The 25,254-nt window shown below is 70.5% G+C and carries 24 protein-coding genes and 2 pseudogenes; 8 read left to right on the top strand and 18 right to left on the bottom strand.

The window, feature by feature from the left end:
- Positions 1-42: 42 nt before the first annotated feature.
- From PV396_RS12830 to PV396_RS12800, 7 genes are all read right to left on the bottom strand, one after another.
- Positions 43-213, bottom strand: a complete 171-nt coding sequence (locus tag PV396_RS12830; RefSeq protein WP_107090993.1) for a hypothetical protein — start codon at positions 211-213, stop codon at positions 43-45.
- Between the two features lie 13 nt (positions 214-226).
- Positions 227-2,071, bottom strand: a complete 1,845-nt coding sequence (locus tag PV396_RS12825; protein WP_319203802.1) for a serine/threonine-protein kinase — start codon at positions 2,069-2,071, stop codon at positions 227-229.
- A gap of 89 nt (positions 2,072-2,160) precedes the next feature.
- Complete coding sequence (locus tag PV396_RS12820) at positions 2,161-3,351, bottom strand: PASTA domain-containing protein (RefSeq protein ID WP_319203800.1); 1,191 nt, start codon at positions 3,349-3,351, stop codon at positions 2,161-2,163.
- A 213-nt stretch (positions 3,352-3,564) separates the two neighbouring features.
- On the bottom strand, positions 3,565-4,515 hold the full coding sequence (locus tag PV396_RS12815; protein ID WP_319203798.1) for a cytochrome c oxidase assembly protein: 951 nt from the start codon (positions 4,513-4,515) through the stop codon (positions 3,565-3,567).
- 122 nt (positions 4,516-4,637) lie between these two features.
- Positions 4,638-5,663, bottom strand: a complete 1,026-nt coding sequence (locus tag PV396_RS12810; protein WP_319203796.1) for a 6-phosphofructokinase — start codon at positions 5,661-5,663, stop codon at positions 4,638-4,640.
- Between the two features lie 212 nt (positions 5,664-5,875).
- Positions 5,876-6,607 (bottom strand): type 1 glutamine amidotransferase, encoded by a 732-nt coding sequence (locus tag PV396_RS12805; protein ID WP_319203794.1) that lies wholly within the window; start codon positions 6,605-6,607, stop codon positions 5,876-5,878.
- A 36-nt stretch (positions 6,608-6,643) separates the two neighbouring features.
- Positions 6,644-7,882, bottom strand: coding sequence for a MurT ligase domain-containing protein (locus PV396_RS12800; protein ID WP_319203792.1), 1,239 nt, complete (start codon positions 7,880-7,882; stop codon positions 6,644-6,646).
- A gap of 147 nt (positions 7,883-8,029) precedes the next feature.
- Between PV396_RS12800 and def the strand changes: the two genes are divergently transcribed.
- Positions 8,030-8,584: a peptide deformylase gene (gene def, locus PV396_RS12795; protein ID WP_319203790.1), complete on the top strand. Its 555-nt coding sequence runs from the start codon at positions 8,030-8,032 to the stop codon at positions 8,582-8,584.
- A 55-nt stretch (positions 8,585-8,639) separates the two neighbouring features.
- Here def and PV396_RS12790 read toward each other — a convergent pair.
- A pseudogene (locus PV396_RS12790) lies at positions 8,640-9,191 on the bottom strand (TetR family transcriptional regulator); the annotation flags it as partial.
- On the opposite strand from PV396_RS12790, the pseudogene PV396_RS12785 reads away from it, so the two are divergent.
- Positions 9,173-9,556, top strand: a pseudogene (locus PV396_RS12785) (peptide deformylase); the annotation flags it as partial. The pseudogenes PV396_RS12790 and PV396_RS12785 sit on opposite strands and share 19 nt — an antisense overlap.
- Positions 9,557-9,611: 55 nt before the next feature.
- Here the strand turns inward: PV396_RS12785 and PV396_RS12780 are convergent.
- Entirely contained in the window at positions 9,612-10,256 is a 645-nt protein-coding gene (locus PV396_RS12780; protein ID WP_319203787.1) for a TetR family transcriptional regulator, read from the bottom strand.
- 170 nt (positions 10,257-10,426) lie between these two features.
- Between PV396_RS12780 and PV396_RS12775 the strand changes: the two genes are divergently transcribed.
- The gene (locus PV396_RS12775) at positions 10,427-11,692 is read left to right on the top strand and encodes an acyl-CoA dehydrogenase family protein (protein WP_319203785.1); all 1,266 of its coding nucleotides are present in this window, start codon (positions 10,427-10,429) and stop codon (positions 11,690-11,692) included.
- 68 nt (positions 11,693-11,760) lie between these two features.
- On the opposite strand, the gene PV396_RS12770 is transcribed toward PV396_RS12775, so the two are convergent.
- The 6 genes from PV396_RS12770 to PV396_RS12745 all read right to left on the bottom strand — a co-directional run bounded on the left by PV396_RS12770 (position 11,761) and on the right by PV396_RS12745 (position 16,940).
- The gene (locus PV396_RS12770; RefSeq protein ID WP_319203783.1) at positions 11,761-11,994 is read right to left on the bottom strand and encodes a DUF6213 family protein; all 234 of its coding nucleotides are present in this window, start codon (positions 11,992-11,994) and stop codon (positions 11,761-11,763) included.
- Between the two features lie 25 nt (positions 11,995-12,019).
- Positions 12,020-13,414: an NADP-dependent succinic semialdehyde dehydrogenase gene (locus PV396_RS12765; RefSeq protein WP_319203781.1), complete on the bottom strand. Its 1,395-nt coding sequence runs from the start codon at positions 13,412-13,414 to the stop codon at positions 12,020-12,022.
- An 89-nt stretch (positions 13,415-13,503) separates the two neighbouring features.
- Positions 13,504-14,004 (bottom strand): NUDIX domain-containing protein, encoded by a 501-nt coding sequence (locus PV396_RS12760; RefSeq protein ID WP_319203779.1) that lies wholly within the window; start codon positions 14,002-14,004, stop codon positions 13,504-13,506.
- Positions 14,001-15,539: an ATP-dependent DNA ligase gene (locus tag PV396_RS12755; RefSeq protein ID WP_319203777.1), complete on the bottom strand. Its 1,539-nt coding sequence runs from the start codon at positions 15,537-15,539 to the stop codon at positions 14,001-14,003. The genes PV396_RS12760 and PV396_RS12755 overlap by 4 nt, the downstream gene beginning before the upstream one ends.
- 156 nt (positions 15,540-15,695) lie before the next feature.
- Entirely contained in the window at positions 15,696-15,851 is a 156-nt protein-coding gene (locus PV396_RS12750) for a hypothetical protein (protein WP_319203776.1), read from the bottom strand.
- 132 nt (positions 15,852-15,983) lie between these two features.
- Entirely contained in the window at positions 15,984-16,940 is a 957-nt protein-coding gene (locus tag PV396_RS12745) for an NAD(P)/FAD-dependent oxidoreductase (protein WP_319203774.1), read from the bottom strand.
- A gap of 77 nt (positions 16,941-17,017) precedes the next feature.
- Here PV396_RS12745 and PV396_RS12740 point away from each other — a divergent pair, with 77 nt between their 5' ends.
- From PV396_RS12740 to PV396_RS12720, 5 genes are all read left to right on the top strand, one after another.
- The gene (locus PV396_RS12740) at positions 17,018-17,626 is read left to right on the top strand and encodes an XRE family transcriptional regulator (protein ID WP_319203772.1); all 609 of its coding nucleotides are present in this window, start codon (positions 17,018-17,020) and stop codon (positions 17,624-17,626) included.
- Positions 17,627-17,742: 116 nt separating this feature from the next.
- Entirely contained in the window at positions 17,743-18,720 is a 978-nt protein-coding gene (locus tag PV396_RS12735; RefSeq protein ID WP_319203770.1) for an NADPH:quinone oxidoreductase family protein, read from the top strand.
- Positions 18,717-19,898, top strand: a complete 1,182-nt coding sequence (locus PV396_RS12730; protein WP_319203768.1) for an acyl-CoA dehydrogenase family protein — start codon at positions 18,717-18,719, stop codon at positions 19,896-19,898. Before PV396_RS12735 ends, PV396_RS12730 begins: the two co-directional genes overlap by 4 nt.
- On the top strand, positions 19,895-20,977 hold the full coding sequence (locus PV396_RS12725; RefSeq protein ID WP_319203766.1) for an acyl-CoA dehydrogenase family protein: 1,083 nt from the start codon (positions 19,895-19,897) through the stop codon (positions 20,975-20,977). Before PV396_RS12730 ends, PV396_RS12725 begins: the two co-directional genes overlap by 4 nt.
- 128 nt (positions 20,978-21,105) lie before the next feature.
- The gene (locus PV396_RS12720; protein ID WP_319098300.1) at positions 21,106-21,300 is read left to right on the top strand and encodes a hypothetical protein; all 195 of its coding nucleotides are present in this window, start codon (positions 21,106-21,108) and stop codon (positions 21,298-21,300) included.
- Positions 21,301-21,311: 11 nt separating this feature from the next.
- Here the strand turns inward: PV396_RS12720 and PV396_RS12715 are convergent, their stop codons facing one another.
- From PV396_RS12715 to PV396_RS12705, 3 genes are all read right to left on the bottom strand, one after another.
- Positions 21,312-22,547, bottom strand: coding sequence for a phosphodiester glycosidase family protein (locus tag PV396_RS12715; protein ID WP_319203764.1), 1,236 nt, complete (start codon positions 22,545-22,547; stop codon positions 21,312-21,314).
- Positions 22,548-22,636: 89 nt separating this feature from the next.
- Positions 22,637-22,996, bottom strand: a complete 360-nt coding sequence (locus tag PV396_RS12710; RefSeq protein ID WP_319204094.1) for a DUF779 domain-containing protein — start codon at positions 22,994-22,996, stop codon at positions 22,637-22,639.
- A gap of 145 nt (positions 22,997-23,141) precedes the next feature.
- Complete coding sequence (locus tag PV396_RS12705; protein ID WP_319203762.1) at positions 23,142-25,193, bottom strand: glycoside hydrolase; 2,052 nt, start codon at positions 25,191-25,193, stop codon at positions 23,142-23,144.
- Positions 25,194-25,254 lie beyond the last annotated feature (61 nt).

Below are 25,254 nucleotides of genomic sequence, written 5' to 3'. Positions count from 1 at the left end.
GAACCGACCCGGCCGCTAGGCCATTCAGGTGTACGGAGGAGGTCACGTGGGACGGGTGACGACCATCCCGAGCGTGATCAGACCCAGCACCACCCAGCCGAACCACAGCCAGCCGTTGCTGCCGAGCGCCACCGTGTAGGCCGTCACCACGACGAGCCCGCCTACGGTGAGCACCCCCATGGTCTTCGTGGAACCGTTCGTGGAACCGGGCATCGCAACACCCTCCTCATGGCTCTTCTCCCTCCATGGTGCCCCCGTTCTGCCTCGAAACAGTGCAGACGACCAAATGCGTTCCGGAGTCCCACGCTCCACGACTCGTCCAGGACCCGGCCCGGTAGACCGACGGATCGAAGCCGTAGTCGGTCGGCGGCACGTCCCTCGCGCAGGCAGTGTCCGACATGTCCCGCGCCTTCTCGAAGGGCACGCGGGCGTCCAGCCTCGTGAACCCGAGGACCTGCTCGTCGTGCGGCTCGGTACAGGCGACCAGCCGTGCCTCCCGCCCGGACGGCGACCGCAGACAGTCCCGCTTCTGCATGGAGGCCGTGTCGCCGAACGACTGCCCCGGCTCACGGAACGGCCCGAGCGGCCCGTACACCGGCCCGTGCGCGCCGAGCAGCAGACAGGCCGTACGCCCCTGGGCCGTCCCGAACCCGTCCTCGGCCGGCACGACGGCGTATCCGCGTACGTCGGCCAGCTTCTCCCGCAGATCCCCGGTCAGTTCCTCACACTGGGCGGGCCCCTGGGCCCGTGCCTCGGCGACGGACCCGGCGGCCACGACCGCCAGCACCTGCCCGTCCGGGGAGGCGTCCCGGCAGGTCGGGTCCACGGTCAGCCGAGGCGCCCCCTTGAAGCGCGTACCGCCGGGCCAGTCGGCGATCACACAGTCGCCCTCCGCCAGCGGCTCGGCGAGACCGACAGGCCCGCCGTACGGCTTCCCCATGGCCTGCGCGGCGCCGCCCGGCGGGTCGCCCAGCGTGAACCAGACCCCGACACCGGCCAGGGCGACCCCCAGCAGGGCGCCCAGCGCGGCGGGGAGGGCCCGGCGACGAGGGGAGGGCGGTGGCACGAGCCTCATGTCCGGTTCTGTGTGCGGTTCCATGGGCGGGACCGGTGGCGCCTGCCGGGACCCGTACAGCAGCTCCGGCGCACCCCACGGCGGTAAGGACTCCGGGTCCGTCCTGGCGCGTTCGTACGGGTCGGCCTGGGGCGTGACGATCAGGTGCAGGGCCGACTCCACCCGGGCCGCCGTGATCCGCTGAGCGGGGTCCTTCGTGAGCATCGCCTCCAGTACCGGTCCCAGCGCCCCCGCCCGCTCCGGCTTCCGGGGTTCCTCCATGATCACGGCGGTGATCTCCGCGAGAGGGGTGTCCCGTTCGAACGGCCCGACTCCCTCGACGGCGTAGTACAGCGTGCAGCCCAGCGAGAACAGGTCGGCGGCGGCGGTCGGCGGCCCGCCGGTGGCCCGCTCGGGCGCCAGATACCCCGCCGTGCCGACCAGCGTGGACGTCAGCGTGTAGCGGGGCTCGGCCGCGTCCGGCTGTACCGAGATGCCGTAGTCGGCGAGCAGGGTCCGGGCGTGCGGCGTTCCGGCCCGGTCCGGCGCCAGCAGGATGTTCGCGGGTTTCACGTCCCGGTGCATGATGCCCTGCTCGTGTCCGGCGGTCAGCGCGTCCAGTACGGCGAGGCCGATCCGGGCGCACTCGGCCGGTGCGAGGGGGCCGCGCATGCCGACCAGGTCGCGCAGGTCCAGGGCGCCCGCCACGTACTCCATGACGATCCAGGGCAGGCCCTCGTGCTCGAGTACGTCGTGCACGGTCACCACGTTGGGGTTGCCGCGCAGAACGGCCGCGTGCCGGGCCTCGGCGCGCGCCCGGGCGACCCGGGCGGTGCGTGCTGCGGTGGGCTCGGTGGGGTCGCGGAACGCGATCTCCTTGAGGGCGACCTCGCAGGCGAGTCGCTGATCGTGGGCGAGCCAGACGTGGCCCATGGCGCCGCTGCCGAGTTGGTTGAGCAGGAGGTAGCGGCCGGCGATTACCCGGCCTACTCCTGAGGTGGGGGAGCCTGAGGGCATCCGAGTGACCTCCCGAGGTATGGGCGTGTTGTTGTCCGCGGGCCGGTGGGGGCTTGTCGCGCAGTTCCCCGCGCCCCTTGAAGGCGCGGTTACGCACTCGGGGATTCCGAGCTCGGCGGAGGTGTGGGGGATGGCGGAGGTGGGCTGCTTGGGTCGGGGGGTGGTGGGCTTGGGGTGTCACTCGGCGGTGGGGGAGACGGTTCCGGGGAGGGTGCCTCGCTGGTGGGGTCGGGCGTAGGGGGTGGGGGCTCGACGCTCGGTGGGGGTGGCGACGAGGGTTCGGTCGTCTCGGGGGACGGGGTGTCGGACTCCGGCACCGGCGGCGGCGTCGAGGTCGGCCCGGTGGCCGGTGGCTCCGATTCCAAGGCCGGCGTCGACGGTGGCCTCGTGGCCGACTCGGAGGGAGTCGCGCCGCCGCCGGTTCCTCCGCCGCTGCCGTCGTCGGGGGAGCCCGACTCGATGTGCACGCCGAGAGTGACGTACGCGCCGAACGGGAGTGCCGCGCCGGGGGCCGGGTCCGAACCGGTGACAGTGGCGTCGGACGGGGGGAGTCCTCCGGTGTCGTACGCCGTCGCCAGGCCCAGACCCGTCAGGCGGCTGCTCGCGGCACCGAAGGTCGTTCCGGCGAGGCGAGGCACCTGATGCCGCTCGCGTGTGTCGAAGACCTGGTCGGCCTCGCCCTCGGTGCCGGGCCGGCGGTAGATGCCCCGCTCCGGCTCGTCGACGTCGACGAGCGCGAACCGGTCGACCTTGCCGGGAGCGGGACGTACGAGCACGACCTCGTCGGCGTCGTAGTCCCGCCACTTCTTGTTGCCGTCCTCGAACTCGACGGAAATACGGTCCGTGGCGCCCTGGAACGGCTTCAGCGGATTTCCGCATGAACACTTCACGGCGGGAACTCCCGCCTCATCGACGAGTACCGCGATTCCGGCCTGGAGCAGCGCGTCGTACGGGACCGCTTTTCCCTTCTTGTAGTCGTGGTTCTTCACGAGGGTGTCGTGGCGCAGGAGAACGGGTGTGAGTCGGTCGAGATAGGCGGGAATCCCGCTCTGCTGAATATCGACCACACGTGCCCATTCCTGGGCCTTCCTGTTGTTGCCGGGGTCGGTGAGGAATTGCCGCAGCCGGTCGACGTCACAGACCGTCGGCTTCCTGGTGCCCCCGTACAGCCCGGGCGTGCTGCCCCGCTGCAGGCTGCTGCCGTGCGCGGGCCGCGAACGGACCTGGGCGTCATGGCCGAGGCCGCTGCTCTCGTCGAAGAACGGCGCAAGAGAGGCCACTCCCGAGGCGACCGCCCTCACCACCGTCGGCGGCGCCTCTCTTTCGCAACTACTGACGAACAGAACGCCCAGAACGCACAACAGTGCGACGAACATTCGCCGAAGCCCGAGTTTCCTGAAAGCACGAAGTGTCATACCGCTCCCCCCGGCGGATACATCACGTCCATGCTACTGAATGAAAAAGGGTTTCAGGTGACGGGAATAAAAGTTGATTCAGCGCCCACGTGCGTTCAGTGAGGCCAAATAGGCGTTGTACGCCTCGAGTTCCTTGTCGCCGTCGCGGTCGGCGGCCCGGTCCCGCCGCTTGGCCTGCCGCTGCTCGGAGCCGTACCACTGAAAGAGCAGCGTCAGCAGGACGAGCACGGTCGGGATCTCGCTGAACGCCCAGGCGATCCCGCCGGCCGCGTTCTGGTCGGAGAGCGCGTCGATGCCGAGCGAGGCGGGCGGGTTCTTGTACGAGTCGACCATCGGCGTCGACGCCATCATCAGCGCGATCCCGAAGAACGCGTGGAACGGCATGCCCGCGAACAGTTCCAGCATCCGCATCAGATAGCCGGGCCGGTTCGGGCCCGGGTCGACGCCCATGATCGGCCAGAAGAAGATCAGTCCGACGGCGAGGAAGTGACACATCATCGTGATGTGCCCGGCCTTCGACTCCATCAGGAAGTCGAAGATCGGCGTGAAGTACAGGGCGTAGAGGCTGGCGATGAACAGCGGGATGGTGAACGCGGCATGCGTGATGATCCGCATGTACCGGCTGTGCAGCAGCGCGAGCAGCAGCTCACGCGGCCCCTTCCGGCCCCGGCCCGCGACCGGCAGCGCCCGCAGCGCGAGAGTGATGGGTGCGCCGAGCAGGATGAGGATCGGGGAGACCATGCTGATCACCATGTGCTGCACCATGTGCACGCTGAACATGACCATGCCGTAGTCGTTGAGCCTGGTGCACATGACGAGCATGACAGTCAGCACGCCGAGCACGAAGGAGACGGTCCGCCCGACGGACCACGAGTCCCCGCGCCGGGTCAGTCGTACGACCCCCCACGCGTACAGGGCTAGCCCGACAAGACAGGCGACCAGAAAGAACGGATCGGCGGACCACCCGAGCCCCCGCCCCAAGGTGAAGGGCGGAAGATCCATGGTCATACCGTGCCCGCTGTGCTCCATCCCCCAAGAGTAGAACCGCCCCCGGTCACGACTTGAACCGGGGGCGGGGCAGGGCTTTGGCCTTTAGGGGCGCGGGGAACTGCGCGACAAGCCCCCACCGGACCGGCACTCGACGTACAACCTCAAAGCACACACTCGGCTTCGGCGTACCGAGCCTCAGGAACCGTCTTCAACGTCTCCACAGCCTCAGCCAACGACACCATCACGATGTCCGTACCCCGAAGCGCCGTCATCCGCCCGAACTCCCCCCGATGCACAGCCTCCACCGCATGCCACCCGAACCGGGTAGCCAGCACCCGGTCATACGCCGTGGGCGTCCCACCCCGCTGCACATGCCCCAGAATCACCGGCCGCGCCTCCTTCCCGAGCCGCTCCTCCAGCTCCAGGGAGAGCTGCCGGGCGATCCCGGCGAAGCGCTCATGGCCGTACACGTCCTTGCCGCCCTCGTCGAACTCCATCGAGCCCTCGCGCGGCTTCGCGCCCTCCGCGGCGACGACGATCGCGAACCGCTTGCCCGCCTCGAAGCGTTCGCCGACCCGCGCGGCCAACTCGTCGATGTCGAAGGGGCGTTCGGGGACGACGATGGCGTGGGCGCCCGCGGCCATGCCGGAGTGCAGGGCGATCCAGCCGGTGTGGCGGCCCATGACCTCGACGATCAGGACGCGCTGATGCGACTCGGCGGTGGTCTTCAGCCGGTCCAGGGCCTCGGTGGCGACCCCGACGGCCGTGTCGAAGCCGAAGGTGACGTCCGTGACCGCGATGTCGTTGTCGATGGTCTTCGGTACGCCCACTATCGGCAGGCCGTTGTCGGACAGCAGCCGGGCCGCCTTGAGCGTGCCCTCGCCGCCGATCGGGATGATCGCGTCGAGCCCGAGCTCGGCGACATGGCCCTTGGCCCGCTCCACACCGTCCCGCAGATGCTCGGGGCGGACCCGGGAGGAGCCGAGGATGGTGCCGCCGCGAGCGAGGATGCCGCTCACCGCGTCGAGGTCGAGCTTCAGGTAGTCGCACTCCAGGAGGCCCTTCCAGCCGTCCCGGAAGCCGATGACCTCGTCACCGTGGTCCACTACGGCGCGGTGCACGACGGACCGGATGACGGCGTTCAGGCCGGGGCAGTCGCCGCCGGACGTCAGGACACCAATGCGCATCGCCCGTAAACCTTCTCCACGTGGGCCGGGACCGGACGGCGCTGTCCGGCTCGATCCCCGCCACCATACCGGCGGCGGGGACCTGGGCCGTAGCACCCGTCCGCGTGCTGGACACCCGCGCTCACCTGTGCGGATACCCCGTCAGACGGGCCGGTGTCGCCGACGCGCACGGCAGGTGTACAGGTCGCGGCGGGAGCGGGGGTGCGCGCAGGTCAGGCGGGCTGCTGCTGCGCCGAGGTGATCCGCTCGTTGCGCAGTGCCTCGTACCAGCGGTCGTCGGTCGGCGGCAGCGCGTTGACGTCGAGGGCCAGCTTCAGCAGCAGGTCCGCGATCAGCGGGTTGCGGGCGAGCACGGGCCCGTGCATGTACGTACCGAAGACCGTGTCGTTGTACGCGCCCTCCGTGCCGTCCCCCGTGCCGTTGCCGTTGCCGAGCCGCACCTTCGCGAACGGGCGGGCGGTGGGGCCGAGGTGGGTGACACCCTGGTGGTTCTCGAAGCCGGTCAGCGGAGGCAGGCCGAGGCGCGCGTCGATGTCCCCGAGTACGTCGCCCACGCACCGCTCGCCCTCGCCGCGCACGGAGACCACGTCGAGGAGTCCGAGGCCGGGCTCGCGCTGACCGAGGTCGTTGATGAACTCGTGGCCGAGGATCTGGTACCCGGCGCACACCGAGAACACGATCGCGCCGTTGCCGACGGCCCGGTGCAGACCACCGTCGCGCCGCAGCCGCTCCGCGGCGAGCCGCTGCGGCCGGTCCTCGCCGCCGCCGATGAGATAGATGTCGCCGGAGGTGGGGATCGGCTGGTCGCTGCGCACGTCGAGCCGTGCCACGTCGAGGCCGCGCTGCCGGGCCCGGCGTTCCACGACGAGCGCGTTGCCCTGGTCGCCGTACGTGCTGAGCAGGTCCGGGTAGATCCACACCAGACGCAGCTGGTTGTCGCTCATGAAGTGATCGTCCTCAGTGGTCGTTGGCGGCAGTGGTCAGTTGCCGACGCGGCGGCGCAGATCCTGGAAGGCGGTGTAGTTCGCGATGACCTCGATCCGGCCGGGCGGCGCCATCTGCACGGCCTGGTCGGCGTTCTCGCAGACCTGGAAGTGCTGGTTGGCCACCTCGAGGCGCACCGCGAGGTCCAGTTTGCGGTCGCCGATGACGAAGATCGGGTGCCCGGTGAGCTGCGTGTAGTCGACGTCCCACAGCCACGAGGTGTCGGTGCCGTCGGCGCCCCGCGCGTTGACCGAGAGGATGACCGGGGTCGGCGGCGGGTCGATCAGGGAGAACGTCTCCAGCCAGCCGGCCGGGTTCTTGGCGAGCAGCAGCCGCAGATCCCGCTGCATGAACTGCACGACGTCGTACCGTCCGGCCACGGCCTGCACCTGGTACATGCGCTCCAGGCCGACCTGCGGCGGTACGCCGAACACGGCCGCGACAGCCGCGGAGGCGGCGGCGTTCGACTTGTTGGCGCGCCCGGGCAGCTGGAGGTGGATCGGCCAGGCGGACCCGTGCGGATCGAGCACATGGTCGCCGGACAGGGCCCAACTCGGCGTCGGGCGGCGGAAGCCGCACTGACCGCAGAACCAGTCGTCGCCGGGGCGCTGCATCACGCCACCGCAGGACGGGCAGGACCAGGCGTCGTCCTTCCACATCTGGCCGGCGGCGACCCAGATCACGTTGGGGGAGGAGGAGGCGGCCCACACGATCAGCGGGTCGTCGGCGTTGGCGACGATCACGGCCTTCGAACCGGCGAGCCCCTCACGCCAGTTCTCGGCGAGCATGCGGGTCTCGGCGGCGCGGTCGAGCTGGTCGCGCGAGAGGTTGAGGAGCGCGATGCACTTGGGGTCCGTGTCCCTGGCGACACCGGCGAGGTACTTCTCGTCGACCTCGATGACCCCGAACTTGGCGTCCGAACCGCCCGCGAGCGCCGAGGTGATGCCCGCGGGCATGTTGGCGCCGAGCGCGTTCGACACGACCGGCCCGGCGGCCCGCAGGGCCTCCGCGATGAGCCGCGTGGTCGTGGTCTTGCCGTTGGTCGCCGAGACGAGGATCACGTCGAGGTTCTGCGCGAGTCGGGCGAGGAGATCGGGGTCGAGTTTGAGGGCTACCTTGCCGCCGATCACCGACCCGCTGCCGCGCCCTGCCGCACGCGATGCCGCCGCGACGGCCTTGCCGGCCGTCACCGCCAGCTTGGCCCGCGGAGTGAGCGGGTCCGAGTTGCCTGCCATCAGATCTCGATCCTCCTTGCGTACGCGCCGCGCCTCTGCCTCCGGCCACGTGGTGTGGACCTCAGCCTATCGAGATCCGATTACCGGATCCGCATCGCGGCACCACCACGGCACCCGCGCGACATGGGTGACCGTACCCTTGCGGCCATGCGACAAGGCTCCATCCCGGGCACCCGAGGGCGCGTCCGCCCCCTGACACTGCTCGGCGACCCGGTTCTGCACAGCCCCTGCGCGGAAGTCTCACACTTCGACGCCGAACTGGCGCGGCTCGTAGAGGACATGTTCGCAACGATGTACGCCGCCCAGGGCGTGGGCCTCGCCGCGAACCAGATCGGCCGCCCCCTGAGGGTCTTCGTCTACGACTGCCCCGACGACGAGGACGTCCGCCACGTCGGCCATGTGGTCAACCCACGCCTGGTGCGGGCCGACGGCCTGGTCCTGCGGGGCCCCGAGGGCTGCCTGTCCCTCCCCGGCCTGGAGGCAGGCACGGAACGCCACGACGAGGCGGTGGTCGAGGGCTTCACGGTGACGGGCGACCCGGTGCGGATCGAGGGCACGGGCTTCTTCGCCCGCTGCCTTCAACACGAGATCGACCACTTGGAAGGCAGGACATACGCGGACCGAGTAACGGGCTGGCGCCACAAGAAACTCATGCGACAAGCAACCCGAGCTTCTTGGCACAGGGCCAGTGAACTCACCTAGGGGCGCGGGGAACTGGGCGACAAGCCCCCACCGGCCCGCGGACAACACACAACCCTCAGAACCCCGGACCCCCCACGCGATCCCCGGCCGCAGCCAACCGCCCCCACAACAAATCAGCCAAACTCCGCACCAACTCGGCCCGGGAACAGGGCTGTTCCCCCAACCACCAGTCCCCGGCCGCATGCATCATCCCGACTATCCCGTGCCCCCACACCCGAGCCAACTGCTGACTCCCGGGACCAAGATCCAGCCGATCCTCGATCACCTGGGCCAACTCCTCACCCATCAGCCGCAGCAACGGCAACGAGTGCTTCCGCACATCGAACCCGGGATCACCGGGTGACACCGCGTCCGCGGGGTGCATCAGGAACCGGTACACCTGGGGCCGCGCCTCGATCGCCGCGAGGTAGGTGTCCAGGGTGGCCTCGACCCGCTCCCGCCGCTCCGCCGGAGCGTCCAGCGCGGCCCGCAGGGAGTCGAGCAGGGCGTCCGTGTGCCGCTTGGCCAGGGCGGCGTAGAGTCCGCCCTTGTCACCGAAGTGGCGGTAGAGGATCGGTTTGGTGATGCCGGCCTCGGCGGCGATGGCGTTCATCGAGCCAGATCGGCCGCCCCCTGAGGGTCTTCGTCTACGACTGCCCCGACGACGAGGACGTCCGCCACGTCGGCCATGTGGTCAACCCACGCCTGGTGCGGGCCGACGGCCTGGTCCTGCGGGGCCCCGAGGGCTGCCTGTCCCTCCCCGGCCTGGAGGCAGGCACGGAACGCCACGACGAGGCGGTGGTCGAGGGCTTCACGGTGACGGGCGACCCGGTGCGGATCGAGGGCACGGGCTTCTTCGCCCGCTGCCTTCAACACGAGATCGACCACTTGGAAGGCAGGACATACGCGGACCGAGTAACGGGCTGGCGCCACAAGAAACTCATGCGACAAGCAACCCGAGCTTCTTGGCACAGGGCCAGTGAACTCACCTAGGGGCGCGGGGAACTGGGCGACAAGCCCCCACCGGCCCGCGGACAACACACAACCCTCAGAACCCCGGACCCCCCACGCGATCCCCGGCCGCAGCCAACCGCCCCCACAACAAATCAGCCAAACTCCGCACCAACTCGGCCCGGGAACAGGGCTGTTCCCCCAACCACCAGTCCCCGGCCGCATGCATCATCCCGACTATCCCGTGCCCCCACACCCGAGCCAACTGCTGACTCCCGGGACCAAGATCCAGCCGATCCTCGATCACCTGGGCCAACTCCTCACCCATCAGCCGCAGCAACGGCAACGAGTGCTTCCGCACATCGAACCCGGGATCACCGGGTGACACCGCGTCCGCGGGGTGCATCAGGAACCGGTACACCTGGGGCCGCGCCTCGATCGCCGCGAGGTAGGTGTCCAGGGTGGCCTCGACCCGCTCCCGCCGCTCCGCCGGAGCGTCCAGCGCGGCCCGCAGGGAGTCGAGCAGGGCGTCCGTGTGCCGCTTGGCCAGGGCGGCGTAGAGTCCGCCCTTGTCACCGAAGTGGCGGTAGAGGATCGGTTTGGTGATGCCGGCCTCGGCGGCGATGGCGTTCATCGAGGCGCCGGGGCCGTCGCGCAGCACGACCCGGTCCGCGGCCTCCAGCAGCTCGCGCCGGCGGCGGTCGGCGGACCGCTGCTGATCGTTCTGCTGCGTGGTGTCCATGGTTTCTCCCCACCCGTGCTGATTTCGGTGACGCTTGCGCAAACTAGCACTGATCGGCTCATGCTCATCGAACGGGCTGCCGACCGTCGTCTGGGAGTTGACTTTTCCTACCGGCGGGTAACAGACTCCAGTTACCGTAGGTAACATGCTAGTGCAGCGATGGAGGGGTCATGGCCGAATTCACCATGGAGCTCAACGACGAACAGAAAGAGGTCCGCGACTGGCTCCACGGGTTCGCCGCCGATGTGATCCGGCCCGCCGCCGCCGAGTGGGACGAGCGCGAGGAGACTCCCTGGCCGGTCATCCAGGAGGCCGCGAAGGTCGGTATCTACTCGCTGGACTTCTACGCCCAGCAGTACTTCGACCCCACCGGACTCGGCATCCCGATGGCCATGGAGGAACTCTTCTGGGGTGACGCGGGCATCGCCCTGTCCATCGTCGGCACCGGCCTCGCCGCCGTAGGCGTCCTCGCCAACGGCACCGAGGAGCAGGTCGGCACCTGGATCCCCCAGATGTACGGCGACGCCAACGATGTCAAGGTCGCCGCCTTCTGCTCCTCCGAGCCCGACGCAGGCTCCGACGTCGCCTCCATGCGCACGCGTGCCGTGTACGACGAGGCCAAGGACGAGTGGGTCCTCAACGGTACGAAGACCTGGGCGACCAACGGTGGCATCGCCAACGTCCACGTGGTCGTCGCCGTGGTCGACGCGGACCTGGGCTCCAAGGGCCACGCCTCGTTCATCGTCCCGCCGAACACGCCCGGCCTGTCCCAGGGCCAGAAGTTCAAGAAGCACGGCATCCGCGCCTCGCACACCGCCGAGGTCGTCCTCGAGAACGTGCGCGTTCCCGGCTCCTGCCTGCTCGGCGGCAAGCAGAAGCTCGACGAGCGCCTCGCCCGGGCCCACGAGCGTGCCAAGTCCGGCGGCGAGCGAAGCGAGATGGGGGTCCCCCCGGCCGGAGGCTGGGGGAGGGTGAAGAACGCGGCGATGGCCACGTTCGAGGCGAGCCGGCCGGCCGTCGCCGCGATGGCCGTGGGCACCGCCCGGGCCGCGTACGAGGTCGCCCTCGACTACGCGCGGACCCGTGAGCAGTTCGGCCGCCCGATCATCGACAACCAGGGCGTCGCCTTCCAGCTCGCCGACATGCGTACGTCCATCGACGCGGCGCGGCTGCTGACGTGGCGGGCGTCGTGGATGGCGATCAACGGGAAGCCGTTCACGGCGGCGGAGGGGTCGATGTCGAAGCTGTTCGCCAGCGAGACGGCGAAGAAGGTGACCGGGCAGGCGATTCAGATACTCGGGGGGAACGGGTACACCCGGGAGTACCCGGTCGAGCGGATGCACCGCGATGCGGCGATCTACACCATTTTTGAGGGTACGAGTGAGATTCAGCGGTTGGTGATTGCGCGAACGCTTGCGGGGATGCCGATTCGGTAGCGCCGTGCGGGTGCGGTCGTGTGCGGGCTGCGGGTGCGCTGTGGCTGGTCGCGCAGTTCCCCGCGCCCCTATGGGGCGCTCCCGCTGCTGTGGGCGATGCAGGCCACGTCGATGCGGTCGGCCAGTTTGGCCAGTTCGATGGTGAGGGCAGCCACGGTGTCCTCGTCGAGGTCCTGGCCGGCCTCCACCAGATGCAGCCAGCGACCGCCGACCGTGCGCAGCAGTTTGCTGACGTCGGAGGCGGCAACCTGCAACGTGCCGCGGTCGTCGACGATCAGAGGCAGAGTCACTTCGCGGTTCACAAGGGCGATCGTAGCCGCGGAACGCTCACGCTCCGTGCCATACCGTGGTGATGTTGCAGAACTCTCGGATTCCGTGTCCCGACAGCTCACGCCCGTATCCGGACCGCTTGACGCCGCCGAACGGGAACGCCGGGTGGGACGCGGTCATCCCGTTGACGAACACGCCGCCCGCCTCCAGATCCCGTGCGAGGCGGTCCACCTCGGCCTCGTCGCGGGTCCACACGTTCGAACTGAGGCCGAAGGGCGTGTCGTTGGCGATCGCCAACGCCTCGTCCAGGTCGGCCACGCGGTACAGCGTCGCGACCGGGCCGAACGTCTCCTCCTGGTGGATGCGCATCTCGGGTGTCACGTCGGCGAGGACGGTCGGCGCGTAATACCAGCCGTTGTCCATGAACCCCTCGGGACGTTCGCCACCGCACACGACCGTCGCGCCGCTCTCCACGGCCTCGTCGACCAGCTCCTCCAGATCCGCGCGCCCCTGCTCCCTCGCGAGCGGTCCGACCTCCGTGTCCTCGGCCAGCGGATCGCCGACCTTCAGCGCCGCCATGGCCGCCCGGAAGTGTTCCGTGAACGCGTCGAAGACGTCCGTGTGCACGATGAACCGCTTGGCGGCGATGCACGACTGCCCGTTGTTCTGCACACGCGCGGTGACCGCCACCTGCGCGGCCCGTTCGACATCGGCGGACGGCAGGACGATGTACGGGTCGCTGCCGCCCAGCTCAAGGACCGTCCGCTTGATCTCGTCCCCGGCGACTGACGCCACCGCGCGCCCGGCGGGCTCGCTGCCGGTGAGCGTGGCCGCCCGTACCCGGGGGTCGCGCAGGATCTCCTCGACCGCGCCCGACCCGATCAGCAGCGTCTGGAAGCAGCCCTCGGGGTAACCCGCCCGCCGGAACAGATCTTCCAGGTAGAGGGCGGTCTGCGGGACGTTCGAGGCATGCTTGAGCAGGCCCACGTTGCCCGCCATCAGCGCCGGCGCGGCGAAGCGGATCACCTGCCAGAGCGGGAAGTTCCACGGCATCACCGCGAGCACCGGCCCCAGCGGCCGGTAACGGACCACGGCCCGGGACCCGCCGGAGTCCTTGACGTCGGCCTCGGCGGGCTTCTCATCGGCGAGGAGCTCCTCGGCGTGGTCGGCGTACCAGCGCATCGCCTTCGCGCACTTCGCGGCCTCCGCGCGGGCCTGCTTGACCGGCTTGCCCATCTCGGTCGTCATGGTGCGGGCGATGTCGTCCCGGTCCTCGTCGAGCAGGGCCGCGGCCCGGCCCAACAGCCGGGCACGCTCGGCGAAGCCGGTCGTACGGTACGTACGGAAGGCGGTTTCGGCGGTCGCGAGCCTGCGCTCGATCTCCTCGCCGTTCATCGCCTCGTACGTCTTGAGCGTCTCGCCGTTCGCCGGGTTCACCGTCGCGATGGGCATGCCGTGCCTCCTGCTCGAAAGCTGTCCTTAGACCTTCCCGCGCGCCGACGGCCCCCGCAACGTGTACGCGGCCGGCCACCGGCACGGTCTCAGCGCCCCGAGTGCTCCGTCAGCCGGTCCAGAAACCCGCCCTGCGCCTTCACGATCACCGTTCGCGCCGCTTCGAGCCCGAACCACCGCACCTCGTCCAGTTCGGGGAACTCCCGCTCCTGGCCCGACCCCCGGGGCCACTCCATCCGGAAGGTGCCCGGCACCACGGTGGCCGGGTCGAGGTCCGCCTCGACCGCCCACGCCGTGACCAGCTTCCCGCCGGCCTGCCTGACCTCGCCCAGCGGTACGGCCTCACCGTCGGGCGGCGCCAGCCCCAGTTCCTCCCGGAACTCGCGGCGCGCCGCGTCCCAGGCCGCCTCCCCGTCCCCGTACTCGCCCTTGGGAATCGTCCAGGCCCCGGCATCGCGCCGGGCGAAGAAGGGCCCGCCCATGTGCCCGAGCAGGACCTCCAGACCGTCGCTCTCCCGACCGGACGCGGCCCGCCGGAACAGCAGCAGGCCGGCGCTGCGCCGCACCCGCGCGGGCGCCCTCTCCGTCACCGGGTCGCCTCCGGGTGCGCGGCGAGCAGGGTCTCGACCGTGTCCGCCTCCTCCGGCGTCTTGTCCTCCCGGTAGCGGACGACGCGGGCGAAGCGGAGGGTGACACCGGCCGGGTAGCGGGTGGACCGCTGGAGGCCGTCGTAGGCGATCTCGACGACCAGTTCGGGCCGTACGGTCACCACCCAGCCGTCGTCCGACACGGCCAGCTCCCTGAGCCGTTCGGTCTGCCAGGTCAGCATCGCGTCGGTCATGCCCTTGAAGGTCTTGCCGAGCATGGCGAACGACCCGTCGGGGTTACGGGCCGCGAGATGGAGGTTCGACAGCTTGCCGGTACGGCGTCCATGCCCCCATTCGGCCGCCAGCACCACCAGGTCGAGTGTGTGGACGGGCTTGACCTTCAGCCAGGCCGCACCGCGCCGGCCCGCGCTGTAGGCGGCGTCGAGGGCCTTGACGACGACACCCTCGTGGCCGCGCTCGAGCGTGTCGGCGAGGAACTGCTCGGCGGCGGGCAGATCGGCGGGGCCGCCGGCCAGCAGACGCCGTACCCGCATCGGCTCCGGGACCAGGCGGGCCAGAGCCGTGTGCCGCTCGGCGAACGGCAGGTCGAGGAGGTCGTGGCCGTCGACCGACAGGGCGTCGAAGAAGACGGGCGACACGGGTGTCTCCCGGGCCGCCGTTGCCACGTCCACGCGCGAGCCGACGCGCCCGGCGGTCTCCTGGAAGGAACGCGGGCGCCCGGTCGCGTCGAGGGCGATCACCTCGCCGTCCAGGATGAACCGCTCGCCTCTCAACGTCCGTGCGGCGGTGGTCAGTTCGGGCAGTCGGTCGGTGATGTCGTCGAGCGTGCGGGTGTAGAGACGTACGTCGTCGCCGTCCCGGTGGACCTGGACCCGGATGCCGTCCAGTTTCTCCTCGACGGCACACGCACCGAGCTTCTCGACGGCCTCCCGCACCGAGGAGGCGCTGTGCGCGAGCATCGGCAGGACGGGCCGGCCCACGGTGAGCCGGAAACGGGCGAGCGCGGTAGGTCCGTCGGCGAGCAGTGCCTGCGCGACGGGCTGGATGGCGCCGGCGAGCATCACCGCCCGTCGTACGTCCGCGGCCGGGGCCTCGGTGGCCGCCGCCAGTCCCTCCACGGCGACCGCGTCCAGCGCGCCCTGCCGTACCTCGCCGGTGATCAGCGCGAACAGGAAACGCTGCTCGTCCGCGGTGGCGGCGGCCAGCAACTCGCCCATGAGACGCCTGCGTTCGGCCTGGGAGCCGCCTCCGGTGACCGCGCCGATCGCGGTGAGCCGGGCGTCCACGTCGAGGACGGTGAGGGTGGGCTCGGCGGCGCCGGGGACCTGCTGGTCCAGCACCTTCCAGCCGATGCCGAGCCGGCCCTGCGGCAGACGGCCGGCGAGATAGGGGATGACGATCGGCACGTCGTCCGGGCCCGCGTCCCGGAACAGTTCGGCGAGCAGCGCGATTTTGCGTGACCGGGCGGAGGTGGCGGCGACTTCCTGGGACACGTGGGCGAGCCTGGTCAGAAGCATGCAGCCATGGTGCAACGGGGGTGGCGGATGCACACCCGGGCGGGGGTCGACTGGGCCGGGCCCGGCGGGGACTGAGAATCCCATACGCGGTGCCGCCCCCCGTTCGGCTGGGCGGCACCGCGCTTCTCCGGTGGGGCGTGGTGGCCGGGGCCAGGATCAGACGCAGTACCAGCCCTGGCAGGTGTTGGCCGCGGCACGGGTGCGATCCGGGATCTGCTGCTCCAGTTCGCCGATCACGAGGTCGAGGTCCTCCTCGACGGACGGTCGGCTCTCGGGGCGGGCCTGAGTCTCGTGGGCAGGTGAGTGGGTCACGATGATTCCTCCTGAATTCACGGGTTCCACTTGAGCCTGGCCACGACATGCTCCGTGCGGGGGCGCGTCCGCCGCCATGGTTTCGATGCTGGTCGAAACGGCACGGTCGGCGCCCCCGCTCCGCCGCGGGCGCTACATACCGGGTGACACCTCCGAGAACACCAGGTCCGCCACGATCGCTGTGGCCGCGCGGTAGCCGCCGCTCGCCGCGTGGATCACCTGTTCGCCGAAGCCGATCGCGTTCCCGGCCGCCCAGACGCCCGGCACGGTCGTCAGGCCCGTCGCGTCCACCTTGGGGTACGTGCCGAACGGGGTCTCCGTCAGTTCCGCGCCCAGGGTCTCGAACAGGGCGTTGCGCGGGACGGCCCGGGGCGCGACGAACACCGTCTCCCGGGCATGCGTCGTGCCGTTCCTGAGGCGTACGCCGGTGACACGGCCGGCGTCCGACGTGAGGCACTCGACCTCACCGGGGACGACCTTCACCCCTGCCCTCGCCAGCCCGCGCAGGGCCTCGTCGGTGAGTTCTTCCTCCGCGACCGTGTGCAGGAACAGCGTCACGTCCTTCGACCACCGGGCGACCAGCATCGCCTGGTGCACGCTCGCCGGGGTCGAGGCCAGCACGCCGAACGCCCGGTCCCGCACCTCCCAGCCGTGGCAGAACGGACAGTGCAGCACGTCCCGTCCGAAGTGCTCGGCGACGCCCGGTACTTCGGGGAGTTCGTCGCGCAACCCCGTCGCGACGACCAGCCGCCGGGCACGTACCGTCCGGTCCCCGCTCGCCAGCGTCAGCGTGAAGTCCTCGCCCTTGACGACGTCCAGCACCCGGTCGACGACCAGCTCCACCCCGTACCGGGCGATCTCCGCACGCCCCACCGCCAGGAACTCGGCCGGCGGCATGCCGTCGCGGGACAGATAGCCCTGCATGTGTGCCGCCGGCGCGTTGCGCGGCTCGCCCGCGTCGACGACCAGTGTGCGGCAACGGGCCCGGCCGAGGACCAGCGCGGCCGACAGCCCGGCCGCGCCGCCTCCGATGACGACGACCTCGTACATGTCGGCCTCGTACGTGTCCGCCTCGTACTGCTCGGTCATGGTGACCACCTCCACCGCGAGCGTCGCTCCGGCCCTGCCGTATTGACAAACCTCTTTGCCGAAACTGCAATGGCGGCATGAATGCCACGAACGACGAGCCCGCCGCCGACCAGGTACTCGCCGAGGTGGGCCCCCGTCTGCGGCGGATCCGGAAGGAACGGGGGGCGACCCTCGCCGGGCTTTCGGCCGCCACCGGTATCTCCGTCAGTACCCTGTCGCGGCTGGAGTCGGGGCTGCGGCGGCCCAGTCTCGAGTTGCTGCTGCCCATCGCGCGTGCGCACCGGGTCGCGCTCGACGAGCTGGTCGGGGCTCCGCCGGTCGACGATCCCCGGGTGCGGGCCAAGCCGATCGAACGGCACGGGCGGACGTATCTTCCGCTGACCCGGCAGCCGGGCGGACTCCAGGCCTACAAGGTGATCCTCCCGGCCGGCAGCCAGGAGCCCGATCCGCGTACGCACGAGGGGTACGAGTGGGTGTACGTGCTCGCGGGGCGGCTACGGCTCGTGCTCGGGGAGCACGACGTGGTGCTCGGGTCCGGAGAGGCCGCCGAGTTCGACACGCGCGTGCCGCACTGGTTCGGGTCGATGGGGGACGGGCCCGTGGAGTTCCTCAGCCTGTTCGGGCCGCAGGGGGAGCGGATGCACGTACGGGCGCGGCCCGCTCGTGCGAAGGGTCAGCGGTCGTGACGTACGCGACTGCCGTCGACCGCTCCTCGACGGTTCCCTGATGTGCAAGCGACCGCTTAGTATGCGGTCGAGTCCGGTCAGGTGAACAAGCGAACGCAGTCCCGTGGAGGCCCCCCATGCAGGCATGGCAAGTGCACCAGAACGGTGAGCCGGGCGAGGTGATGGTCCTCGGTGAGGTGGAGCGGCCGGTGCCCGGTGAGGGCCAGGTGCTGCTGAAGGTGCGGGCCGCGAACATCAACTTCCCGGACGTGCTGATGTGCCGCGGGGAGTACCAGGTCAGGCCGCCGCTGCCGTTCACCCCCGGCGTCGAGATCTGCGGCGAGACCGAGGACGGACGCCGGGTGATCGCCAACCCCGCCCTGCCGTACGGCGGTTTCGCCGAGTACGTCGTGGCGGACTCCCGGGGGCTGTTCACGGCCCCCGAGGCGCTGGACGACGCCGAGGCCGCCGCCCTTCTCATCGGCTACCAGACGGGCTGGTTCGGACTGCATCGGCGGGCCGCCCTGCAGGCCGGCGAGACACTGCTCGTGCACGCCGCCGCCGGCGGGGTCGGCAGCGCGGCCGTACAGCTCGGAAAGGCCGCAGGAGCCACCGTCATCGGGGTCGTCGGCGGGGCCGAAAAGGTGTCCGTGGCACGGGAGTTGGGCTGCGACGTCGTCATCGACCGGCGTACGGAGGACGTTGTCGGGGCGGTGAAGGAAGCCACCGGGGGGCGGGGGGCCGACGTGATCTACGACCCCGTCGGCGGGGAGGCCTACACCCAGTCCGCCAAGGCCGTCGCCTTCGAGGGGCGGATCGTCGTCGTCGGGTTCGCGAGCGGGGCCATTCCCAGCCCCGGCCTCAACCACGCCCTTGTGAAGAACTACTCGATCCTCGGACTGCACTGGGGCCTCTACAACACCAAGAACCCGAAGCTGGTCCAGCACTGCCACGAGCAGCTCACCGAGCTGGCCGCCCAGGGCGCGATTCGCCCGCTGGTGAGCGAGCGCGTGCCGCTGAGCGGGGCCTCGGCCGCCGTGCAGCGTGTCGCCGACGGGGCCACCACCGGGCGGGTCGCCGTGCTGCCCTCGCTGGAGAACGGAGCCGCCGCATGACCGACGCCGCTGAACTCATCCGCCGGACACGGGAGTTGCTGGCCGCACAGCCGCCCGCCACCACCGACCGGCTCGACTTCCTCAAGGCCCGCTTCGACGCCGGCCTCGCCTGGGTGCACTACCCGGAGGGGCTGGGCGGGCTCGGTGCGCCGCGCGCCCTCCAGGCCGTCGTGGACGCCGAGTTGGAGGCCGCGGGCGCTCCCGACAACGACCCACGGCGCATCGGTATCGGTCTGGGCATGGCCGCCCCGACCATCCTCCGCTTCGGCACGGAGGAGCAGAAGCGGCAGTTCCTGCGGCCGCTGTGGGTGGGGGAGGAGGTCTGGTGCCAGCTGTTCTCCGAGCCGGGGGCCGGCTCCGACCTGGCCGCGCTGGGCACCCGGGCCGTCCGGTCGGGGGACCACTGGACCGTCAACGGGCAGAAGGTGTGGACGTCCAGCGCCCACCTCGCCCGCTGGGCCATCCTCATCGCCCGCACCGATCCGGACGTGCCCAAGCACAAGGGCATCACCTACTTCGTCTGCGACATGACCGACCCCGGCGTGGAGGTACGGCCGCTGCGGCAGGTCACCGGCGAGGCCGAGTTCAACGAGGTCTTCCTGACCGACGTCCGCATCCCGGACGCCCACCGTCTCGGTGAGGTCGGCGACGGCTGGCGGGTCGCGCAGACCACGCTGAACAACGAGCGCGTGGCCATCGGGGGCATGCGCCTGCCCCGCGAGGGCGGCATGATCGGCCCGGTCACGAAGACCTGGCGCGAGCGTCCGGAGCTGCGCACCCACGACCTGCATCAGCGGCTGCTCAAGCTGTGGGTCGAGGCCGAGGTCGCCCGGCTCGCGGGGGAGCGGCTGCGCCAGCAGCTCGCCGTCGGCCAGCCCGGCCCCGAGGGCGCCGGCATGAAACTGTCCTTCGCCCGCCTCAACCAGGAGATCAGCGGCCTCGAGGTCGAACTCCTCGGCGAGGAAGGCCTGTTGTACGAGGACTGGACGATGCGCCGGCCGGAACTGGTGGACTTCGTCGGCCGTGACGCCGGTTACCGCTACCTCCGCTCCAAGGGCAACAGCATCGAGGGCGGGACCAGCGAGGTCCTGCTGAACATCGTCGCCGAACGCGTCCTGGGCCTGCCCAGCGAACCGCGCACCGACAAGGACGTCGCCTGGAAGGACCTCGCCCGATGAGCACCCAGCCCGACCTGTTGTACTCGGAGGAGGAGGACGCCCTCCGCGCGGCCGTCCGCGATCTGCTGGCCGACCACTGCGAGGCGGCGGGTGTGATCGCCCGCGTCGAGTCGGACACCCCGCACGACATCCCGCTCTGGAAGTCCCTCACCGAGGGGATGGGGCTCGCGGGCCTGCTCGTCCCCGAGGAACTGGACGGCCAGGGTGCCACGCACCGCGAAGTCGCCGTCGTAATAGAGGAGTTGGGGCGGGCGGTCGCGCCCGTCCCGTATCTCACCAGTGCCGTCGTCGCCACCGAGGCGCTGCTGGAGTGCGGAGCCGACGAGCTGCTGTCCCAGCTGGCGTCCGCGACGACGATCGGCGCCCTCGCGATCCCGCTGAGCGTTCCCGCCGGGAGCGCCTACCCCGTCGTACGGTTCGAAGACGGCGGCCTGCACGGGGAGTTGACCGGTATCGCGGACGCGGCCGTCGCCGACGTGCTGCTGGTGCCCGCCGACGACGGCGGCCTGTACGCGGTGGACGCCGCCGCGGCCACCGTCACCCCGCAGGTGTCCCTCGACCTGACCCGGCCGGTGGCGAAGGTCGTCCTGGACGGGGCGCCGTGCCGCCTTCTCGGCGACGCCGAACCCGCCGTACGCCGCGCCCTGCGTGCCGGAGCAGGACTGCTCGCCTCCGAACAACTCGGCCTCGCGGAATGGACGTTGACCGAGACGGTCCGTCATCTCAAGGAGCGCAAGCAGTTCAACCGGCCCGTCGGCGGTTTCCAGGCGCTCAAGCACCGGCTCGCCCAGCTGTGGCTGGAGGTCGTCAGCCTGCGAGCCGCCGCGCGGAACGCGGCCGACGCCCTGACGAACGGGGTCGACGCCGATGTGGCGGTCGCCGTCGCCCAGGCCTACGCGGCCCCCGTCGCCGTCCGAGCGGCCGAGGAGGCGCTGCAACTGCACGGCGGCATCGGTATGACGTGGGAGCACCCGGTCCACCTGTATCTGAAGCGGGCGAAGGCCGACTCCATCGCCTACGGCACGGCGGGCGCCCACCGGGAGGCACTGGCCGAACTGGTCGACCTGCGCGCCCCCTGACGCAGGGCTTCCCCGTAGTCACGCGACACCACACGTTCGGCCGTCATGTCAGCCGCACGGACGAACCCTCCGCTACGTCACACTTGCGGCCGAAAGCCGCGAAGTGGGCGTGGCGGAGGAGGTTGACGATGGCCATTTCCATCTCTGTGGTGGTGCTGCTCCTGATCCTGGCGGTGGTCTTCCTGCGCAACGGAGCGCTGAAGCCCAGTCACGCCGTGGTCTGTGTCCTGCTCGGGTTCTATCTGGCGAGCACGAACGTGGCGCCGACGATCCACAGCGGGCTGACCGCGACGGCGGACATCGTGAGCAGCCTGAAGCCCTGAGGGGCAGGACGTCACGACGTCAGGAATACCCCGATCGCGTTCGGGACGGGACGTTCGGCGCCGCCGGTCGGATGGTTGCGGACGGTGACCCTGTTCGCTCCGGGCGCTCTGGCGACGAGGGTCGTGGAGCCGCCGCCGTCCAGGTTGAAGGCGTCCACCGAGCCCAACTTCCGCATGGTGGACGCGACTTCGGAGGCCGTCAGGCCGCTGCGGTGGTCGGGCGCACCGTCCACCGCGAGCAGCAGCAGTCTGCGCCCGCCGTCCGCGATGCCGACGGCGGTGCGCACGGCGGAGGTGCTGGTGTCGAGGCCGGCCAGTGGCCGACCGTCTCTCAGTACCGGATACCCGCCGAGGGCGAAGCGGTACGGGACCCGGCTCCTGGCCGCCACGAGACGGCTCTTGATCTTGACCTTCGCGCCGACGAACAGCTTCCGCAGCTGCCGCGCGCCCGCTTCCCGGCCCAGCAGAACCGTGGTGTCGGCGGCGATGGCACCGCTGCCGGCGGACTCCGTCATCCGTACGACCCTGCCGCGCCGCACGGTCACTTCGTAGGCGTCCGTGCCGCACGGAGCGGCCCGGTCCGTGTCCGTGCCGCACACCGCCCGCTCCCGGGAGACGCTGCCCCAGGCCTGCGTGAAGGCGCCGACGGAACCCACCGGCAGCGCGTACTGGTTGAGCCCGCCGAGCGAGAAGCTCCCCACCGGCGTACTGACGCTGCCCGACAGGGCGAGGTTGTCCAGCCGGGCCCTTCTGTCGGTGCCCACCCCGAGGACGGCCGTGGTGGTGACGCCGGGCGGCATCGAGGGCCCGAAGCGCTGACCGTTCGGCACCGCCGCCTTGAGCACCGCGCCGCTCGCGATCGCCGGGCCGACGGGCGCCCCCGTGGCCGCGACCCCGGGATGCTGCGTCTCGCTGATGTTGAAGAAGTCGCCGTTGACAGCCGCGACAGCCCCGTGGGCGTCGCTCATCCGGGAGACGGCGGCCCGTGCCGCCACCGCACCCGGGTGCAGGAGGTTGACCCTGACGCGCGCGTGGCCGAGGTCGACGCTCAGCAGATGGGCGTGGGTCGTTCCCTTGGCCGCCCTGATGTCGAACTGGGCGTAGCGCACGCCCGGCGCGATCCCGGCGGCTCTCGAGGCGCCGCCGGCCGGTGCCGCCCCTGTCAGGGTCGCGCCGGCCACCGTCGCGATCACCGCGACGGCCGAGACCGCGGATCTCCCCGTTCCGAACCGTCCGCTGCCACGCATTCAGCCCCCCCTGATGTCCCGTCAACTGTTGCAGGGCGCTGGGGGAGCACACCAGATGACGATGAGCTGCGCCGGGGGCGCGCGGAAGGCTAGGTGTTGACTACACGGGAACGGATCAGGAAGCGCACTCCTTCGGGTGCCTCCAGCGAGAAACCACTGCCCCTCCCCGGTACGACGTCCACGATCAACCGGGTGTGACTCCACACCTCGAACTGGCTGCGCGACATCCAGAACGGCACCGGTTCGACGACACCCTCGACCACCAGTTCGGCGAGCAGGATGTCGGAGCCGCCGGTCCGGAACTCGCCCGCCGGGTAGCACATGGGCGCGCTGCCGTCGCAGCAGCCGCCGGACTGGTGGAACATCAGCGGGCCGTGCGTCGCGTGCAGGCGCCGCAGCAGATCGGCGGCGGCCGGGGTCAGTTCGACGCGCGGGCTCTCCTCGGGCATCTTCACCGCCATAGTGGACCGCGCGGGACGTTGCGAGAGGGTTGCGGGCCGCGTCGGACGGGCCGGGCACGGCGAAGGCCGCCTCTCCGCGACCCGGGTTCCGGGGTGCGCGGAGAAGCGGCCTTCGGGGAGACGGACTATCCGATCACTTCTTGGCGGTCACGTCCGTGACCCTCCAGCGCTGGTTCGAGCCGGAATTGGCGATCCAGGTGGTCACGGCGGCGCCCTCGTTGGTCGCCTGGCCGCCGACCTCCAGAAGACGGCCGGTGGCCACGTTGATCAGCGTCCACGTCCCGTCACCGGTGGTCGACATGATCCACTCGGTGGCCGGGTCCCGCTTGCCCGTGTCGGGCTCCACCACGGGCACGTTGTCGCGGACGGCCAGTCGCTTGCCCTCGGCCGGGTTGGCGAAGACGTACCGCTGGCGGGCGCCCTTGTCGCCGTGCCGGGCGACGAGCTGCCAGTTCTGCGCGACCGTGCCGTTGGCGGAGCCGATGACCAGGCTCTTGCCGTTGGCGGCGACGGTCACCGCCTTGCCGCTCTGCACGCCGGTCAGCGTGTAGGAGTGGCCCTTGCTGAACAGGCCCGCGTTCTTCGCGACACCCGAGACGCCCTTGACGGCGAAGGAGGTCACGGACTGCGCGGGGACGGTGTACGTGGCCTTGCCGTCGACGACCTTGACCGGGGCCTGCTGCTTGAGCTTGCCGTCGGCGCTGGTCACCGTCGGCGTGACGGTCGCGTTGCCCTTGATGGTGCGGAACTTGGAGAGGTCGATGGTGACCTCACGGGCCGCGGTGGTGCTGTTGACGTGGACGAGCGAGGCGCCCTTGCCGTCCTTGGTCACGGCGGCGGCGCTGGAGGTGTCGTCCACCTTGATCAGCTTGTCGCCCGGCTTGATGAAGTGCGTGAAGTTGCGGGCGGTGTCGAACTTGGTGTTCGTGTAGATCGGGCAGGACGCCAGTGTGTCCGTGGACTTGCAGCTGAACGACAGCTGGATGCTGCCCCAGTTGCCGCCCTTGGCGGACTCGCCGCCGGGCTTCATGTTGTCGTAGTCCTCGACCGGCTGCCAGAACACCCAGGCCTTGGGCTCCAGTTCACGCAGGTCGTTGACGATCTGCTGGGCGAGACCGAGACCCGGACGCATGTCCGTGAAGCTCTGCCCGTCGCCCCAGTCGCCCTCGACCTCGCTCATCCACAGCGGCTTGTCGGCCGCCTTGGCGAGGTCGCGCACGGTGGTGCGCTGCCCGGTGCCGTAGGTGTGGACGTTCATCTGGTCGACGAGGTCCTTGGAGCCCTGCGAGTAGGAGTTCCAGTTGTTCGCGAAGATGGTCGGGTTGGTCTCGTCCATCGCCGAGATCTCGGACTTGACCTTGGCCTTCTTCAGGGCGGGCGCCAGCGCGGCGAGCACCTTCTCCTGAAGCGCGGGGCCGATGTGGGCGCCCTCCTGACGGCCGCCGACGGGCTGGCCGTCCGCACCCAGCCTGGTGCCCCAGTAGCCGGTGTTGGGCTCGTTGAACGGGTCGACGGTGTCGACCTTGATGCCCTCGGCCTTCTCCAGCCGCTTCGTCGCCCCCGCCATGTAGGCGGCGAAGTCGTCGACCGAATCGGCCTTCAGCTGGTCGGTGTTGGCGTTGAAACCGCCGGAGACGTAGCCGCTCTCGGTCATGAACCAGGGCGGCGAGTTGCTGAACGTCTCCCAGTGGGTGATGTCCTTCTTGATGCGGTCCACCCACCAGCGCTGGGTCTGGTCCGCCTTCGGGTTCCAGTCGGCCGCGTCGTCGGCGCTCCACCAGTCGGTGTCCGTGCGGGTGGTGCCCGCGGGCGCCTTCCACCAGCCCTCGACGGCCCCGCCGGCCCGCAGGTAGTCCTTCACGTCGGGGGCGTTGCCGCCGCCGATGTTGTAACGGGCGATGTTCAGCGCCAGCCCGTCGTCGCCGAACAGCAGCTTCGCGAGCTTCTCGCGGATCGCCGGGGGATAGTCGCCGGTCGCGTTCGCGAACCAGACCAGACTGGTGCCCCAGCCCTCGAAACTCTCCTGCTTGTACGAGGGATCGGGGGTGACCGTGACGGACGAGGCCGCTGCCTCGACAGCCGCCTGTGCGTCCGGTGAAGGCGCGCTGACCAGGGCGGCCGAAGTGGCCAGAGCGGTGATGCCTACGACACCCAGAAGGTGTCGTGTGCGGGTACGGCGTGCCAACGTGTGCTCCCAACTCGGATGTGGTCGCTGCGGTGGACCGCCGTGCCCGCACCGTGCGCGG

Origin of the sequence: Streptomyces sp. ME02-8801-2C (assembly GCF_033793965.1) — a bacterium.
Taxonomy (GTDB): Bacteria; Actinomycetota; Actinomycetes; order Streptomycetales; family Streptomycetaceae; genus Streptomyces.
Note: the sequence above shows the minus strand (reverse complement) of the source record. Positions and strands in the feature narration are given on the sequence as shown.

What these genes read in the sequence shown, in the direction of transcription:
- PV396_RS12740 (WP_319203772.1), top strand. Translation starts at nt 17,018, where the DNA reads ATGAATGCCACGAACGACGAGCCCGCCGCCGACCAGGTACTCGCCGAG.
- PV396_RS12825 (WP_319203802.1), bottom strand. Translation starts at nt 2,071, where the DNA reads ATGCCCTCAGGCTCCCCCACCTCAGGAGTAGGCCGGGTAATCGCCGGC.
- PV396_RS12755 (WP_319203777.1), bottom strand. Translation starts at nt 15,539, where the DNA reads ATGCTTCTGACCAGGCTCGCCCACGTGTCCCAGGAAGTCGCCGCCACC.
- PV396_RS12780 (WP_319203787.1), bottom strand. Translation starts at nt 10,256, where the DNA reads ATGGACACCACGCAGCAGAACGATCAGCAGCGGTCCGCCGACCGCCGC.
- PV396_RS12805 (WP_319203794.1), bottom strand. Translation starts at nt 6,607, where the DNA reads ATGAGCGACAACCAGCTGCGTCTGGTGTGGATCTACCCGGACCTGCTC.
- PV396_RS12725 (WP_319203766.1), top strand. Translation starts at nt 19,895, where the DNA reads ATGAGCACCCAGCCCGACCTGTTGTACTCGGAGGAGGAGGACGCCCTC.
- PV396_RS12730 (WP_319203768.1), top strand. Translation starts at nt 18,717, where the DNA reads ATGACCGACGCCGCTGAACTCATCCGCCGGACACGGGAGTTGCTGGCC.
- PV396_RS12815 (WP_319203798.1), bottom strand. Translation starts at nt 4,515, where the DNA reads ATGGAGCACAGCGGGCACGGTATGACCATGGATCTTCCGCCCTTCACC.
- PV396_RS12735 (WP_319203770.1), top strand. Translation starts at nt 17,743, where the DNA reads ATGCAGGCATGGCAAGTGCACCAGAACGGTGAGCCGGGCGAGGTGATG.
- PV396_RS12830 (WP_107090993.1), bottom strand. Translation starts at nt 213, where the DNA reads ATGCCCGGTTCCACGAACGGTTCCACGAAGACCATGGGGGTGCTCACC.
- PV396_RS12710 (WP_319204094.1), bottom strand. Translation starts at nt 22,996, where the DNA reads ATGCCCGAGGAGAGCCCGCGCGTCGAACTGACCCCGGCCGCCGCCGAT.
- PV396_RS12810 (WP_319203796.1), bottom strand. Translation starts at nt 5,663, where the DNA reads ATGCGCATTGGTGTCCTGACGTCCGGCGGCGACTGCCCCGGCCTGAAC.
- PV396_RS12715 (WP_319203764.1), bottom strand. Translation starts at nt 22,547, where the DNA reads ATGCGTGGCAGCGGACGGTTCGGAACGGGGAGATCCGCGGTCTCGGCC.
- PV396_RS12745 (WP_319203774.1), bottom strand. Translation starts at nt 16,940, where the DNA reads ATGACCGAGCAGTACGAGGCGGACACGTACGAGGCCGACATGTACGAG.
- PV396_RS12765 (WP_319203781.1), bottom strand. Translation starts at nt 13,414, where the DNA reads ATGCCCATCGCGACGGTGAACCCGGCGAACGGCGAGACGCTCAAGACG.
- PV396_RS12775 (WP_319203785.1), top strand. Translation starts at nt 10,427, where the DNA reads ATGGCCGAATTCACCATGGAGCTCAACGACGAACAGAAAGAGGTCCGC.
- PV396_RS12800 (WP_319203792.1), bottom strand. Translation starts at nt 7,882, where the DNA reads ATGGCAGGCAACTCGGACCCGCTCACTCCGCGGGCCAAGCTGGCGGTG.
- PV396_RS12720 (WP_319098300.1), top strand. Translation starts at nt 21,106, where the DNA reads ATGGCCATTTCCATCTCTGTGGTGGTGCTGCTCCTGATCCTGGCGGTG.
- def (WP_319203790.1), top strand. Translation starts at nt 8,030, where the DNA reads ATGCGACAAGGCTCCATCCCGGGCACCCGAGGGCGCGTCCGCCCCCTG.